Raw genomic sequence first — 16,099 nt, forward strand, 5'->3', positions numbered from 1 at the left:
TTTAGCCACGCGACCGGCGCCCGACCGGCCGCGGTTCCGCGTGACCCTTCGGCGATGCTTGCCCGCGCCCGCCGCGCTCCACGCCAAGCCCTAGCGATGCGCCTGGCTCCGGCGGCGCGGGGAACCCCGCGAATCCTCCTGGCCAGACCAATCAGGTCAGTCCCACCCGCGAAAAATGCTTAACCCGTTCGCAACGCCCGCTACACTATAAGCGCGGCCTTTCATGGCGATCAGTGCACTGATCGAGCATCTTCGACACTTGCGCTGTGGCAGCACAAGGATCAGGTCCGACATGACGATACACGCCGAGCCCGTCGCCGTTCGACGGACCCGAACAGCCGAGGTCGAGGCCGAAGTCGAGATCGTCTCCGTCGCAACGGCCGTTCCAAAGCACGTCACCGGGCAAGCCGAAGTCTCCGAGCGCGCCCATAAGATCTATCCGCAATTTGCCCGCCTCGACGCGCTCTACACCAATACCGGCATCGAGCGCCGCTACTCGGTCGAGCCGAAGGAATGGTATCTGCGCACGCACACCTGGGAGGAACGCACCGAAACCTTCCAGCGCAACGCGCTCGACCTCTTGGAGCAAGTCGCACTCGACGCCATCGCCCAGGCCGGCCTGTCGCTGAGCGACATCGACACCATCGTCACCAACACCATCACCGGGCTTTCGATCCCCACCCTGGAAGCCCGCCTGATGAACCGCTTAGCCTTCCGCCCCGACGTGCAGCGCCTGCCCATCTTCGGCTTCGGTTGCGGCGGCGGCGTCGCCGGCCTCTCACGCGCCGCGCGCATGGCCCAGGCTCAGCCCGGGTCGAACGTGCTCTTCCTCACGGTCGATCTGTGCTCGCTCTGCCTGCGCATCAACGACCCGCGCCTGACGATGTTCGTGGCCGCAGCGCTGTTCGGTGATGGAGCAGCGGGCATCGTGCTCCGCAGCCGCGACCGCAACCACCCATCGCACGCCCACGGCGGCACCGCGCTCGCGCGCATCGGCGCCATGGGCGAATACACCTGGCCCGGCACCGAGCACATCATGGGCTTCGACATCAAGGATGACGGCTTCGGCATCGTGCTGAGCCCAGACCTTCCCGCCCTGATGCGCGATCGGCTGATCGAAGGTCTCGTGCCGTTCTTCGTGCGCGAAGGCCTGTCGCCGAATGACTTTCAGGGCCTCCTGCTTCACCCCGGCGGAAGCAAACTCCTCACCACGATAGAAAGCACGCTCGGCATTTCTCGCGATCAGCTCCGCTATTCCTGGCAGGTGCTGAGGGACTACGGAAACATGTCGTCGGCGACAGCGCTGTTCGTGCTCAAGGAAGCGCTCGCCGACAAAGCCCGCGGCCGCTACCTGCTCGCCGCTTTCGGCCCCGGCTTCTCCGGCTACTTCGTCGTCCTCGACCTCTGACCCGCCGCGGCGGCGCCGAACCGGCTCAAAGTCCGGCACTTCACTTTCTGATGGCTACAGCCTGTAGCCCAGCAGCTTGCCGAAGAACGCTACGATCCGCATGACGGCATGGGGCGGGTTCGCCGAACGGATCTCTTTCTCGTGCGCGACGAAGAGCATTGAGACCAGAACGAGCGATTGAAAATCCTTCGGCGGGAGCCTCATTCGGCCATCGACCACCAGGGCCTGCAGCTTCCTGAAGAACGGTTCGAAATCGAGCGCCGGCCTATGCACGTTCACGAGCCGGACTTCTGTCGCATGAGGGTTTCTCAGCGTGTGGGGGATGCCCGCGGGCACCTTCACCGATTGGCCGGGCGCAAGCTGCTGCCACACGCCGTCCACGCAGACATCGAGTGTGCCGGCGAGCACCTCGTAGCTCTCCTCTGCAAACGGGTGTGTATGCAGTGGAGGTCCTGCAAATCCCGGTGCGAGTACGTTGATCGCCTCGAAGAACTGGCCCCCCGTATCCGAGGTGGAGTGTGTGATCTCCCACCTCATACCCATCGCCCCGAAGTCCAGCATTCGGTCTTGCGTTGGCGCGGTCATGAAGGGCCCCGGCTCGAGCGCTGCAAAAACGCATCGCTGCTCTTGCATATCATCCCGCATCCCGAAATGACAGCTTCGGGCCAGGAACGGTCATTCACCGTGCGGAAGCGTCGTTGAAGAGATTGACTATGCTCTGCGGAGCACCGCTCCCAAAAAAGAGCGAGAGGTTCTCTGCACTTTCCTGTGCGATTACTCTCATTCGCTCGAACAGCTCGTCCTCATAATTGGCAAGTGCCCCTTCAATATCTCCCGGCTTGTCGAGAATTGCCTCGGCGAGCCGAGCGCCGTTATACATGGCCGAGTTCGCGCCTTTGCCCGCAAAGGGCGACATCAGATGCGCGGCATCGCCAAGTAGTGTGAGACCGGCCTGCCGCGTCCATCTGTGTCCGACGGGAAGCATGTAGATGGGGCGCAGCGCGTGGATCTTGTCGCTCCGTGTGATGAGAGAAATCAGACGATCATCCCAACCTTGGAACTGGGCAGCCAGTCTGGCCAGTCCCGACGTCTGGTCATCAAATGCCATCGAAGAGATCCACTCTTCAGGCTTGTTCAGCGCGATATAGCCACTTAGCGAGCCGTCACCGTTGCGGTGCACCAGAATTCCCCGGCCCGGGGCAACAGCCATAAGTGTGCCGGGCCCGACAAGCGCCGCGGCTTCGCTTTGCCGTTCAGCGCCAAAGCTGTGAGACACCTCTAGGAAACTGGTTCCGGTATAGACCGGTTTCGCGTCCGAGAGGAGCGGACGCACGCGCGACCATGCGCCATCGGCACCGACCACCAGATCTCTGGCGGCACTGCCCCCATTGGCGAAAGCGATCCGGAAGCCCTTGCATCCGGTCCGCTCGATGGAAACCAGCTTGTGGCCCCATAGGATTTTTTCCTGTGGGAGTGAGTTCAGAAGCAGTCGGCGTAGCTCCCCGCGCGCGATTTCAGGGCGATTGCTTTCAGCGCTGCGGCGTTCAAACAGGATATTTGCGTCCTTATCGACAATACGCTTAGCGTCCTCGCCGGGGCGGACGTGTGACATAAATTCCGTGAATAGGCCTGCCGTCTTTAAGGCTTGCTGGCCGCTGTCCTCGTGCATGTCGAGCAATCCACCCTGCGACCGCGCATCTATCGAGACCTCGGCCTCGTAGACGTTGAAGTCAGTCCCATGGCGGTGAAGGACACGGGCAAGAGTGAGACCACCCAGTCCAGCTCCGATGATCGCGATACGGTTTGGCAATAGCGTTCTCCTGGGGCCATCGCCGGGACAGGCGAGAGCCACACTGGCCCGGTTCGATCCGGGCGGTTGATCTGGGAGACGCTGGCCGTACCATTCCAACATGGTAGGCGTGTATTCGACTGTCGGGCCGCTCGTCGACGATTGGGCACGAAGTCGTTTTTCGCGACGCTCGATTCCTATGCCAATTTTGCGTGACCCGCAATGTCCGCTATGGGTCACTAGCGGCCACACCCACCAACACCTACAAAAAACTATACGGGTCGATATCGACCGTAAGCCGCACGTCGCCCTTCAGCGGCGGCAGATCCGCCAGCCACGCGCGCAGGTAAGCCTGCACGTCGATCTCGCGCGGCGCCTTCACCAGCAACCGCCAGCGATGCCGCCCGCGGATCACCGCAATCGGCGCCTCGGCCGGCCCCAGCACCTCGATCCTGTCCGAACGCGGCGCGCGATGCGCAATGTCCCGCGCGATGAGCTGCGCCGTCTCCTTGTCGCGCGCGGCGACCACCAGCGCCACCAGCCGCCCGAACGGCGGCAGCATTCCGCGCTGGCGCGATTTGATCTCCTGCTCGATGAATGCTTCGCGGTTGCTCTCGATGATCGCCGCCATTACCGGATGATCGGGCATGTGCGTCTGCACGTAGCCGCGCCCTTCCGCCAGCGCACGCCCCGCGCGCCCCGTCACCTGATGCAGCAGCTGGAACGTGCGCTCGCCCGCGCGCGGATCGGCGCCCTGCGCCAGGCCCAGATCGCCGTCGACGATCCCCACTGTCGCAAGGTTCGGGAAGTGATGGCCCTTGGCAACGATCTGCGTGCCGATCACGATATCGATGCCGCCCGCCTCGATGTTTCGGATGATCTCGCGCATCTCCGTCAGCCCCGGAATGAGATCTGACGACAGCAGCGCCACCTTCGCATCCGGAAACCGCTCCGCCACTTCTTCCGCAACGCGCTCGACGCCCGGCCCGCACGCAACCAGCGATCCCGCTTCCCCGCACTTCGGACACTTCTCCGGCAACGCGATGGAAAAGCCGCAGTGATGGCAATGCAGCCGGCCGCGAAAACGATGCTCCACCAGCGTCGCCGTGCACTGCGGACACTCGATGCGATGGCCGCACGCACGGCACAGCGTTAGCGGCGCATATCCGCGCCGGTTGAGAAACAATAGCGTCTGCTGCTTGTCTTCCAGTGTGCGTATCATCGCCTCGACCAGCGGCGGCGCCAGCCACTTGCCCTTTTCCGGCGGCGTCACGCGCAGATCGATCGCCGTGATGTCCGGCAGCGATGCGCCCGAAAACCGCCCCGGCAGCACGACATGCCGATAGCGCCCGTTGCGCGCGTTGACGTGCGATTCGATCGAAGGCGTCGCGGAGGCCAAGATCACCGGGAAGCCGCCGAGACTGCCGCGCACCACCGCCATGTCGCGCGCCTGATAGTGCACGCGGTCGTCCTGCTTGTAGCCGGCGTCGTGCTCTTCATCGACGATGACGAGGCCGAGGTCTGAAAACGGCAGGAACAGCGCCGACCGCGCCCCAACGACGACGCGCGCTTCACCATTCGCCGCCTGCCGCCACACGCGCCCGCGCTCTGGCCCCGACAGCGCCGAATGCCATTCGACCGGCATCGCGCCGAACCGCCCCGTGAAGCGCCGCATGAACTGATCGGTCAGCGCGATTTCCGGCAGCATGATCAGCGCCTGATGCCCGCACTCAAGCGTGCGTGCCACCGCCTCGAAATAGACTTCCGTTTTGCCCGACCCCGTCACGCCGTCGAGCAGCGAAACGGAGAAATTTCCCCCATCGACCGCCGATTGCAGGGCGTTCACCGCCACCGCCTGTTCCGGGCTCAGCTCCGTCACGCGATGCTTCGGGTCAGGCACCGGCGGCCGCCTTTCGGGAATTGCCACCTCGACCAGATTGCCCGACTGCACCAGCCCGTCGATCACACCTGACGAGCACTCCGCCGCCTGCGCCAGTGCCGCCTTGGCCCGGATCGCGCCATCGCCTGCAATCTCCAGCGCCTTTTTGCGTGCCGGCGTCATGCGCGGCGGCTCTGGCGCATCCGCAACGATCGTCACACCGAAGCGCGGCTTCTGCGGCTCGAACACGGCCCGCGCGCTCATCATCATGCGCACCGTCATGCCCAGCGGGGCCAGCGTGTATTTGGCGATCCACTCCGCGAACCGCATCGTGATCGGCGGCAGCGGCGGCGCATCGAGCCGCCCCGTGATCGCTTTCAGCTTCTTCGGATCGATCGCCTTCTGCGGCGTGCCGTCGAGGTTGGCGACTGGCCGATCCCACACCACGCCAATGCGGCTTTGCGGGCCGAACGGCACCATCACGAAGCAGCCCGGCTCGATCTCCACATCGTCAGGCACGATGTAGTCGTACGTCTGGTCGAGCGCGACCGCGAGCACAACCGGCGCCAACTTCAAAGGCGTGGCCCGCGTCTCGCCATCCAAAGGCTCGAACAAACTCTGCATCGGCGCGCGCAAACTCCCGCGGTGACTGAAAGCGAATCGAACTGCCAAGCCTAGGCCGCTGCGACGGCGCCCCCAAGGCGCGGCACCAGCGCGCGGCTGCCCCGGGCACCGGCCGCAACAATTTTCCTTGCCGATACCACAGATTAACTTCGGATCGAGGGGCTGCAGCTAAGCTGGCGCCGCCCCAGGCATCGCGGGCTCTCTCCAGGAACGCGTTACCCCATGGAATATAAGGACTACTACAACATCCTCGGCGTCGAGCGGAACGCCTCGCAGGACGACATCAAGCGCGCATACCGCAAGATGGCGCGCACCTTTCATCCTGACGTGAACAAAGAGGCCGGCGCCGAGGCCAAGTTCAAGGACGCCGGCGAAGCCTACGAAGTCCTCAAAGACCCCGAAAAGCGCGCCGCCTACGACGAGCTTGGCGCCAACTGGCAGCAGGGCCAGCAGTTCCGCCCGCCGCCCAACTGGGATCAGGGCTTCGAGTTCTCCGGCGGCGGCTACACCGAAGCCGATCCCTCGCAGTTCTCCGATTTCTTCGAAGGCCTGTTCGGTCAGGCGCGTGCGCGCGGCGCGCGAGGCGGCGGCGGCGGCCGCAGCGGCTTTTCACAGCGCGAGTTCCACGCACAGGGCGAGGACCACCACGCCAAGATCGTCATTCCCCTGCGCGACAGCTACACCGGCGCCAAGCGCGACATCACCTTGCGCGTGCCCGAACTGGATGAGACGGGCCACGTCGCCGTGAAGAACCGCACGCTCTCCGTCACCATTCCCAAAGGCATTCGCGAAGGCCAGCACATCCGCCTCGCTGGTCAGGGCTCACCCGGCATCGGCAAAGGCCAACCGGGCGACCTATATCTTGAGGTGGCGTTCGAGCCCGACCCGGTCTTCAAGGTCGACGGCAAGGACGTGACCTTCGATCTGCCCATCACGCCTTGGGAAGCGGCGCTCGGCGCATCCGTGAAGGCCCCGACGCCGGAAGGCGCGGTCATGCTGAAGATCCCGCCCGGCTCCACCAAGGGCCGCACCATGCGCCTCAAGGGCAAGGGCATCCCCGGCAATCCGCCCGGCGATCTCAACGCCGTTCTGAAAATCGAGCTGCCGCCCGCCGACACCGAAAAGGCCAAGGACCTATATAAAGAGATGGAGCGCGAATTGCCGTTCAATCCGCGCTCGGGCTTGGGAGTGTAACCGATGCCAGCCGATACCAAGCAGAGCCAGCCCACCCTCGTCGTCCTCGATGAAGAGGAAGTCACGCTTGGCGAGCTCACGCGCACCTGCCGCGTGCACGCCGAATGGGTGATGGAGCTGGTCGATGAAGGCGTGATCGAGCCGCGCGGCCTCACCGAACGCGCCAAGGCGCAGCAGTGGCGCTTCTCCGCAACGACCATCGTACGCATCGAGAAGGCACGTCGCCTGCAACGCGATCTCGGCGTCAATCTGCCGGGCGTCGCCCTCGCATTGGAGTTGCTCGATCGCATCGACGCGCTCGAAGCCCGCCTGCGCTCAACTTCCACGCGCCCCGACCCGCACGACGCCGATTAACTTCTCGACCGTTCGAATCGCCTAACCTCTCCCCGCTGGGGAGAGGTCGCGAGCACAGCGAGCGGGTGAGGGGGCACGTGTCTACGACCGCCGACGACATCGCAGAGCTTGAGCTGCCGCTCGGCGCCGATCTCGAGCGCGCCGTCGCCGCTTGGCTCGCGCACCTTCGGCACGAACGTGGTCACGCCGACAAGACGCTCGAAGCCTACGACCGCGACGTACGCCAGTTCCTCGCCTTTCTCGCACGCGATCTCGGCCACCCGCCCTGCCTCGCCGATCTCGCCCGCCTCGACCTCAAAATCTTCCGCGGCTTTCTCGCCTCGCGCCGCCGCGCCGGAACCGTCAGCCGTTCTCTCGCGCGCTCGCTCTCCGCGTTGCGCCAACTGTTCCGCTGGCTCGAAGCCAAGGACATCGTCGAGAACCGCGCCATCCTCCGGCTTGCGATGCCAAAGGTTCCTCACTCGGTGCCAAAACCCTTGACCGTCGCCAAAGCTGCCGAAGTTGTAGAGGCCCGCGGCGAGGCCGAGCTCGATTGGGTCAACGCACGCGACGTCGCCGTGCTGCTATTGCTCTACGGATGCGGTCTGCGCATCGCCGAAGCGCTCAGCCTCAAAACCAAGGACGCGCCAACCGATGAGCGCGACGTGCTTCGCGTCGTCGGCAAAGGCGAGAAGGAACGCCTCGTTCCCGTGCTCCCCATCGTGCGCGAAGCCATCGCCCGTTATCGCGAACTCTGCCCTTATCAGCTCGAACCCGACGCGCCGATGTTCCGCGGCGCCAAGGGCGGACCACTGTCGCCGCGCATCATCCAGCTCGCCATGCAGCGCCTCCGCGGCGAACTCGAACTGCCCGCAACCGCCACGCCGCACGCGCTGCGCCACTCGTTCGCAACGCACCTTCTGTCCGCAGGCGGCGACCTGCGCCAGATCCAGGAGCTGCTCGGCCACGCCTCGCTGTCGACCACTCAGGCGTACACTGAAGTCGACCGTGACCGTCTGCTTGCTGTCTATGACGCAGCCCATCCGCGCTCATAAAGCCCCGTAAAATAAGCGTTCAGAGCACGTCTTGGTAAACGGCGACGCATTTTTGCCTCTTTTCTTCGGCGCTTGCGCTGTAAAAGCAGGCACCCAACTGCATCGGAGTAGAAAAGTCGTATGCGCCTACGTTCGCGTTTCGCTGTCGCCATCATGGCAGTCGCAGCGGCACTCTCGGCCGCCGATGCCAACGCCGCAGACAAGTCCAAGGATTCCGCGAAGGAAGCCCCCGCCGCCGCCCAAACGTGCCGTGGCACCGACATGCTCGCCGAGACGGCGACGCGCAATCCGCAAGCCTATGCGAGCATCATGGCCGCGGCAGCGGCAGCGAAGAATTCGGGCGCCATCCTTTGGAAGATCGAGAAGGAAGGCCGCCCGACATCTTACCTGTTCGGCACCGTGCATCTGACTGACGAGCGCGTCACCGATCTGTCGCCCGCCGTCAAGGACGCCATCAAATCTTCAAAGACCATCGCGCTCGAAGTCTCCGACGTCTCCGAGACCGCGACATCCACCGTCATCGCCAAGTCAGCGCCGCTCGTCATGTTCACCGACGGGCGCCGCCTCGATGGCCTGCTGTCGCCCAGCGAATACGACGTCGTCAAATCCATCATCGGCCGCTCCGGCATGCCCGTCGATCTGGCGGCGCTGTTCAAGCCCTGGATCGTCACCATGATCCTCTCCACCTCCGACTGCGAGCGCGCCAAGGTTCAAAGCGGCGCACGCGTGCTCGACATGAAGATCGCCGAGATCGGCAAGTCCGAGGGCAAGGACGTCATCGGTCTCGAAACCATCTCCACGCAGATCGAGGCGCTCGCTTCAGTCCCCGAGAAGCAGCAGCTCGACATGCTGCGCTCCAGCCTGCGCTTCGCCGACCGCACCGACGACATGATGGAAACGCTGGTCCAGCTCTACCTGAAGCGCAAGATCAGCGCCGCGCTGCCGTTCCAGATCGCACTCGCCAAGGAAGCGGGCGTCGGCGATGAAGCCTTCGCCGGCTTCCAGCAGAAGCTGATCTTCGAACGCAACGCGAAGATGGGCGCTGTCGCCGAGCCCCTGCTCGACAAGGGCGGCGTGTTCATCGCCGTCGGCGCATTGCATCTTCCCGGCGACCTCGGCCTCGTCGAGCTGCTCCGCAAAGGCGGCTACACCGTCACCCCGGTGGAGTAGCGCGAAGCGCGGCCCCTGAGTGTGTTCCAGGGGCTTGTCCCCCGAATCCATCTATCCACGCTCCGCACCTAGCGGTAAGCAGGGTTCCGGCAACAAAGTACTCGGGTGACATTCGCATGGCGGGTCGGACGTGAATTACCGGCCAGCGCGCCACCTGAAGAGAAAGCTGCAAACGGCGAACACGAGGCTGCCCGCCGCTACGGTCGCAAGCTGAACCATGAGCCTGTCGTACTCACTCTCACGCCATGGAAGCTCGGGATGGTAGTGACGATCGTAGAAGTTCAACGCGAGCAGACAAACCGAAAACGAACACACTACGACTGAAGCAACAAAAAGAACGCTACTGATCCTCGCCCGGGGACCGCCAAGACTCCTATCCGAAGACCTCCACCCGCCAAACATCAGCTTCGATCCTTCAGCGATCTAAAAATGGATAGCGCGCTTGTCGACGGCGAGCGCAGCTTCCTTGACGGCTTCGCTGAGCGTCGGGTGCGCGTGACAGGTCCGCGCGAGATCCTCAGCCGAACCGCTGAACTCCATCAGCACCGCACACTCCGCAATCAGCTCTGACGCGTTGGTGCCGATAATATGCGCGCCCAGCACACGGTCTGTCGCCGCATCCGCCAGGATCTTCACGAAACCATCGGTCTGCTGGTTCGCCCTCGCGCGCCCGTTCGCCGTGAACGGGAATTTGCCGACGTTGTAGGCGACACCGGCTGCCTTCAGCTCTTCCTCGGTCTTGCCCACGCTCGCCACTTCCGGCGCCGTATAGACCACCCCGGGAATGACATTGTAGTTCACGTGCCCCGCCTGCCCCGCGAGAATTTCCGCAACCGCAATACCCTCATCCTCGGCCTTGTGCGCCAGCATCGGACCTTGGATCACATCACCGATCGCGTAGATGCCCGGCACGCTCGACTGATAGTGCTCGTCAACGACCACGCGCCCGCGCTGATCGAGATTGACGCCGGCTTCCGCGAGCCCGAGCCCGCCCGTGTAAGCCACGCGGCCGATGGCGACGAGTACCACATCGGTCTCGATCGTCACGGCATCTCCGCCCTGCGCCGGTTCGATCGTAACGACCTGCGCCGCGCCGTTCTTCTTGATGCCCGTCACCTTGTGACCGAGCTTGAACGCCATGCCCTGCTTGGAAAGCGTGCGTTGCAGCTGCTTGGCCACCTCGCCGTCCATGCCCGGCAGGATGCGGTCGAGAAACTCGACGACCGTCACCTCCGCGCCGAGCCGCCGCCACACTGAGCCAAGCTCCAACCCGATCACACCAGCGCCGATCACCAGCAGCCGCTTCGGCACCTTCTCCAACGACAGCGCACCGGTCGACGACACCACCGCTTCTTCGTCGATCTCGATACCCGGCAGCTTCGCGACATCAGATCCCGTCGCGATCACGATCGACTTGGCATCGACGTCCTGCTTCTCGCCGTTGATGAACGTCACCTCGACGGCGCCCGGTCCTTTAATGCGCCCCGTGCCGTGGAAATGATCCACCTTGTTCTTGCGTAGCAGGAACGCGACGCCCTCGGTGTTGCCCTTCACCGCCGCATCTTTGAATTCCAGCATCTTGTTAAGGTCGAGCTTGGGGCTCACCTCGATGCCCATGTTGGCGAATGCATGGCCGGCTTCATCGAACAGCTCGGAGGCATGCAGCAGCGCCTTCGAAGGAATGCAGCCGACGTTGAGGCAGGTGCCGCCGAACGTCGCCCGCTTCTCCACCATCGCCACCTTCATTCCGAGCTGGCTGGCGCGAATGGCGCAGACATAGCCGCCCGGCCCTGCACCGATAACGATCAGATCGTAGGCGGCCACGGCAATTCTCCGTTCAAAGTCCTAAGGGAAGAGGCGCACTGAACGCCCACACGTATCCGAATGGGTCACGCACGCGTCCATAGCGCATGACCCAGAAAGTATCTGTCGCAGGGGCCGTCACCACCGCGCCGGCAGCGGCCGCGCGCGCAATGGCGCCGTCGACCTCCAGCGGCGAATTGAGGTTGATCTGCACCGCCATGCTGCCCTTCTCATCGGGCGAGGACCGCGGCGCAACATCAGTGAGATAGTCGGGAAAATAATCCGAAAGCATGAAGTTGCCACCGAATGCCGAAAGCGAGGCGTGTTGCACGCGCGCGCCGTCAGCGGTCAGCTCCTTGTACGCAACCTTCGCTCCAAAAGCCTTCTCGTAGAAGGCGATCGCCTCGGCCGCATTCTCAACGGTCAAATAGACCTCGATCGCAGAAATGACTTCCTCCGCCATGGTGCTTGCTCCTCGGCCATCGCACGGGCTTAGAGCTCCAATAGGAACCGCTGCGGATCTTCGAGACACTCTTTGACGCGAACAAGGAAAGCGACCGCCTCTTTGCCATCGACGATACGGTGATCGTAGCTGAGAGCGAGATACATCATCGGACGCGCCACGATTTCGCCATTGCGCACCACCGGGCGCTCCTCGATGCGATGCATCCCGAGGATGCCCGACTGCGGCGCGTTGAGGATCGGCGTCGACATCAGCGAGCCATAGACGCCGCCGTTGGTGATCGTGAACGTGCCGCCCTGCATCTCATCGATGCTCAGCTTGCCGTCGCGCGCGCGCTTGCCGAAGTCGGAGATCTGCCCCTCGATTTCGGCGAGGCTCATCCGGTCGGCTTCACGCACCACCGGCACCACGAGGCCACGCTCGGTCCCGACCGCCACGCCGATATGGTAGTAGTTCTTGTAGATGATCTCGTCGCCGTCGATCTCGGCGTTGACGGCCGGGATCTCCTTCAGCGCCTGCAGGCACGCCTTCACGAAGAAGCCCATGAAGCCGAGCTTCACCCCGTGGCGCTTCTCGAACAGATCCTTGTATTCGCTGCGCAGTTTCATCACCGCGCCCATGTCGACGTCATTGAACGTCGTCAGCATCGCCGCGGTGTTCTGCGCATCCTTGAGGCGCTGCGCGATCGTCTGGCGCAGACGCGTCATGCGCACGCGTTCCTCGCGCGCCGCATCGCTCGACTGCGAGGGAACACGCAAATGCTGCGTCGGAACGGGAACAGGAGCCAGCCCACGTGTCGGAGCTGCCGGCGCCGCGGGCTCGGGCGCCTTCTTGGCTGCCGCCGCCGGAACGTCCTCCTTCAGGACCTGGCCACGCTTGCCCGACCCTTTCACCTCACTGCCATCGATGCCGGCTTCAGCGAGCTTCTTGCTGGCGGCAGGGCTCGGCGGCATCGACGTTGCCGCTGCTGCTGGAACCGCCGCGGCTTTCGCGGGCGCTGCATCCGCCTTCTTCGGCTCGGGAGCCTTCTCGACCTTGGGCGCCGCCGCAGCGCCCCCGTTGACGATCGCGCCGAGCAATGCACCAACCGCAACCGTCTCGCCTTCAGCTGCCTTGATGTCTTCCAGCACACCGGCCACGGGCGCGGGAACCTCGACCGTCACCTTGTCGGTTTCGAGCTCGACCAGCGGCTCATCCACATTCACCGTGTCGCCGGACTTCTTGAACCACTTTCCGACAATCGCCTCAGTGACGCTTTCGCCCAGGGTCGGCACACGAATTTCGGTCGCCATTTTCCGTCTCACTTCCCCGCCAGATTATCTTTGGCGCGTGGCTGCGCTTACCCGTTCGCCGGGCCCGTCAGTGCTGCTTCAACAAGTGTCTTCTGTTCGTTGAGATGCTTTGAAAGCTGTCCCGTCGCTGTCGATGCCGACGCCGGGCGTCCCGCGTACACTGGCCGCTTGTGCGTCGCGTTGATGCGCTCCAGCACCCAGGTGAGGTTGGGCTCGATAAAGGTCCACGCGCCCATGTTTTTCGGCTCTTCCTGGCACCACACGATTTCTGCCTGCGGGAACCGACTCAATTCGTGCATCAGCGCGCGCGCCGGGAACGGGTAGAGCTGCTCCACGCGTAACAGGTAGACATTGTCGATGCCCGCAGCCTCGCGTGTCTCGTAAAGGTCGTAGTAGACCTTGCCGGTGCTCAGTACGACGCGCTTGATGCGCTCGTCCGACACCAGCTTGATCTTCTCGCTCGGCTTGTGCTCCGCATCGTCCCACAGCACGCGATGGAACGTCGTATCTGGCCCGAGGTCGGCCAGCGGCGACACCACACGCTTGTGTCGCAGCAGCGACTTCGGCGTCATCAGGATCAGCGGCTTGCGGAACTTGCGCTTCATCTGTCGCCGCAGAATGTGGAAGTAGTTGGCCGGCGTCGTCACATTGGCGACCTGCCAGTTGTCCTCCGCGCAAAGCTGAAGGTAGCGCTCGAGCCGCGCCGATGAATGCTCAGGCCCTTGGCCCTCGTAGCCATGCGGCAGCAGGCACACGAGGCCCGACATGCGCAGCCACTTGCGCTCGCCCGACGAGATGAACTGGTCGAACACCACCTGCGCGCCGTTTGCGAAATCGCCGAACTGCGCTTCCCACATGACGAGCGCATTCGGCTCCGCCAGCGAGTAGCCGTACTCGAACCCGAGCACGGCTTCCTCCGAAAGCATCGAGTTGATGACCTCGAACCGCGCCTGGTCGTTGGCGACGTGCTTCAGCGGTGTCCAGCGGCGCTCGGTATCCTGATCGATGAGCACCGAATGGCGCTGCGAGAAGGTGCCGCGCTCTGAATCCTGCCCCGACAGACGCACCGGGACGCCCTCGGCCACAAGCGTGCCGAACGCCAGATGCTCGGCCATCGCCCAATCGAGGCCCTCGCCCGAATCCACCATCTCGCGACGGCGATCCAACAGCCGCCGCACGACCTTGTGCGCATTGAAGTCAGGTGGGATCGACGTGATGCGCCGGCCGATGATCTTCAACCGCTCTATGTCGACGCCCGTGATACCCCGGCGCTCGTCATCTTCGGCAAAGCCCATTCCCGCCCAGCGGCCATCGAGCCAATCGGCCTTGTTCGGCCGGAAGTTGTCGGCAGTGGAAAATTCCTCTTCGAGGTGCGCACGGAACGACGCCTGCATGCGCTGGCTATCCTCCGCAGAAACGACGCCTTCCTCCGCGAGCCGCTTGGAGTAGATGTCGATCACCGTCGGATGCGACTTGATCGCCTTGTACATCAACGGCTGCGTGAACATCGGCTCATCGGACTCGTTGTGCCCGTAGCGCCGATAGCAGAACATGTCGATGACGACAGGCTTCTGGAATTTCTGTCGGAATTCCGTTGCGACCTTCGCAACGTGAACAACCGCTTCCGGGTCATCGCCATTCACGTGGAAGATCGGCGCCTCGATCATGCGCGCCACATCCGAACAATAGGGCGAGGACCGCGACAGCCGCGGATTGGTCGTGAAGCCGATCTGATTGTTGATGATGAAGTGGATCGAACCACCCGTGCGGTGCCCCTTGAGCCCCGACAGGCCGAAGCACTCGGCAACGACGCCCTGGCCGGCAAACGCCGCATCGCCATGGATCAGCAGCGGCATCACCGGCGTACGCTCGCCCGGCGCACACCCGCGCTGGTCCTGCTTTGCGCGCACTTTGCCCAGCACCACCGGATCGACGATTTCCAGGTGCGAAGGGTTGGCGGTCAGCGACAGGTGCACGTTGTTGCCGTCGAACGCGCGGTCCGACGAGGCACCGAGGTGATACTTCACGTCACCCGAGCCCTCGACGTCGTCCGGCTTGAACGAACCGCCCTTGAACTCGTGGAAGATTGCGCGGTGCGGCTTCGCCATCACGTTGGCGAGCACGTTGAGCCGCCCGCGGTGCGCCATGCCGACGATGATCTCTTTGACGCCGAGCTGGCCGCCACGCTTGATGATCTGCTCCAGCGCCGGAACCATCGACTCGCCGCCGTCGATGCCGAAGCGCTTGGTGCCAGTATATTTCACCTCGCAGAACTTCTCGAACGTTTCCGTCTCGATCAGCTTGTTGAGGATGGCCCGCTTGCCTTCGACGGTGAAGCGGATGTCCTTTTCCTCACCTTCGATGCGGTCCTGGATCCACGCTTTCTGAGCCGGGCTGGTGATGTGCATGTACTGCACACCGATGTGCCGGCAGTAGGTGCGGCGTAGGATGCGCAGGATCTGCCGCATCGTGGCCGTCTCCAGCCCCAGCACCCGGTCGATGAAGATCGGCCGGTCGAGGTCGGCTTCGGTGAAACCGTACGTTTCCGGCTTCAGCTCGCGATGCACCTTGCGGTCGGCGAGCCCGAGCGGATCGAGATCGGCTGCCAAATGCCCCATCACGCGATAGGCGCGAATCAGCATCAGCGCTCGGATCGAATCCTGCGTCGCCCGGAGCGAAGCCGCCGGCGACATCTCGAAGCCCAGCGCATGCGTGCGCGCTTGCAGGTTCGCCTGGATCTGGCGTGCGCTCGCCTCGTATTCACCGGTCAGTGCCGAGACGATCTCGCCGTTTTCCAAGAGCTCCGGCGCCGGCACACCCCACGAGGGGCCCCGCTCGTTCTCCCGGCCGCCCGAGCGGTCTTCCTGCAGGCTCTCGAAAAAGAGCCGCCACTCATCGCTCACCGAGCCCGGATTGCGCTCGTATTCGGCCTGCATGTCCTCGACGTAGGCAGCGTTGGCGCCATCGAGGAACGAGGTACGTAGGAAGGCTTCATTGAGGGGATTGCGGGTCATTGCTGGGTCTCAACGCATGTTGATGCAGCGATCGCCACGCCGGCTAGTTCTGGGGGAGGCGCGCGGTCCGCAGGG

12 protein-coding genes are annotated in these 16,099 nt (G+C 63.8%); 5 read left to right on the forward strand and 7 right to left on the reverse strand.

Going from position 1 to position 16,099, the window contains the following annotated elements:
• Positions 1-292 precede the first annotated feature (292 nt).
• Complete coding sequence (locus ACP15D_RS11430) at positions 293-1,408, forward strand: type III polyketide synthase (protein WP_424957620.1); 1,116 nt, start codon at positions 293-295, stop codon at positions 1,406-1,408.
• Between the two features lie 54 nt (positions 1,409-1,462).
• Here ACP15D_RS11430 and ACP15D_RS11435 read toward each other — a convergent pair whose 3' ends face one another.
• The 3 genes from ACP15D_RS11435 to ACP15D_RS11445 form a co-directional block, all read right to left on the reverse strand.
• On the reverse strand, positions 1,463-1,993 hold the full coding sequence (locus ACP15D_RS11435; RefSeq protein ID WP_424957621.1) for a cupin domain-containing protein: 531 nt from the start codon (positions 1,991-1,993) through the stop codon (positions 1,463-1,465).
• Between the two features lie 94 nt (positions 1,994-2,087).
• Complete coding sequence (locus ACP15D_RS11440) at positions 2,088-3,218, reverse strand: FAD-dependent oxidoreductase (RefSeq protein ID WP_424957622.1); 1,131 nt, start codon at positions 3,216-3,218, stop codon at positions 2,088-2,090.
• Positions 3,219-3,459: 241 nt separating this feature from the next.
• Positions 3,460-5,700, reverse strand: coding sequence for a primosomal protein N' (locus ACP15D_RS11445; protein ID WP_424957623.1), 2,241 nt, complete (start codon positions 5,698-5,700; stop codon positions 3,460-3,462).
• Between the two features lie 222 nt (positions 5,701-5,922).
• Here ACP15D_RS11445 and ACP15D_RS11450 point away from each other — a divergent pair, with 222 nt between their 5' ends.
• From ACP15D_RS11450 to ACP15D_RS11465, 4 genes are all read left to right on the forward strand, one after another.
• Complete coding sequence (locus tag ACP15D_RS11450; protein ID WP_424957624.1) at positions 5,923-6,894, forward strand: DnaJ C-terminal domain-containing protein; 972 nt, start codon at positions 5,923-5,925, stop codon at positions 6,892-6,894.
• 3 nt (positions 6,895-6,897) lie between these two features.
• Entirely contained in the window at positions 6,898-7,248 is a 351-nt protein-coding gene (locus tag ACP15D_RS11455; RefSeq protein WP_424957625.1) for a chaperone modulator CbpM, read from the forward strand.
• Between the two features lie 98 nt (positions 7,249-7,346).
• The gene (locus ACP15D_RS11460; protein WP_424959223.1) at positions 7,347-8,282 is read left to right on the forward strand and encodes a tyrosine recombinase XerC; all 936 of its coding nucleotides are present in this window, start codon (positions 7,347-7,349) and stop codon (positions 8,280-8,282) included.
• Between the two features lie 120 nt (positions 8,283-8,402).
• Positions 8,403-9,452 carry a TraB/GumN family protein gene (locus tag ACP15D_RS11465; RefSeq protein WP_424957626.1) on the forward strand — a complete coding sequence of 350 codons (1,050 nt, stop codon included), beginning with the start codon at positions 8,403-8,405 and terminating at the stop codon, positions 9,450-9,452.
• Between the two features lie 423 nt (positions 9,453-9,875).
• On the opposite strand, the gene lpdA is transcribed toward ACP15D_RS11465, so the two are convergent.
• Genes lpdA through ACP15D_RS11485 form a run of 4 tightly spaced genes read right to left on the reverse strand, consistent with a single transcriptional unit; the run spans position 9,876 to position 16,024 of the window.
• On the reverse strand, positions 9,876-11,276 hold the full coding sequence (lpdA, locus tag ACP15D_RS11470) for a dihydrolipoyl dehydrogenase (RefSeq protein ID WP_424957627.1): 1,401 nt from the start codon (positions 11,274-11,276) through the stop codon (positions 9,876-9,878).
• A 13-nt stretch (positions 11,277-11,289) separates the two neighbouring features.
• Positions 11,290-11,718 (reverse strand): VOC family protein, encoded by a 429-nt coding sequence (locus ACP15D_RS11475; RefSeq protein ID WP_424957628.1) that lies wholly within the window; start codon positions 11,716-11,718, stop codon positions 11,290-11,292.
• A gap of 29 nt (positions 11,719-11,747) precedes the next feature.
• Positions 11,748-13,010 (reverse strand): 2-oxoglutarate dehydrogenase complex dihydrolipoyllysine-residue succinyltransferase, encoded by a 1,263-nt coding sequence (gene odhB, locus ACP15D_RS11480; protein WP_424957629.1) that lies wholly within the window; start codon positions 13,008-13,010, stop codon positions 11,748-11,750.
• A 47-nt stretch (positions 13,011-13,057) separates the two neighbouring features.
• On the reverse strand, positions 13,058-16,024 hold the full coding sequence (locus tag ACP15D_RS11485) for a 2-oxoglutarate dehydrogenase E1 component (RefSeq protein ID WP_424957630.1): 2,967 nt from the start codon (positions 16,022-16,024) through the stop codon (positions 13,058-13,060).
• Positions 16,025-16,099: the final 75 nt, after the last annotated feature.

Origin of the sequence: Hyphomicrobium sp. 1Nfss2.1 (assembly GCF_965243865.1) — a bacterium.
Taxonomy (GTDB): domain Bacteria; phylum Pseudomonadota; class Alphaproteobacteria; order Rhizobiales; family Hyphomicrobiaceae; genus Hyphomicrobium_A.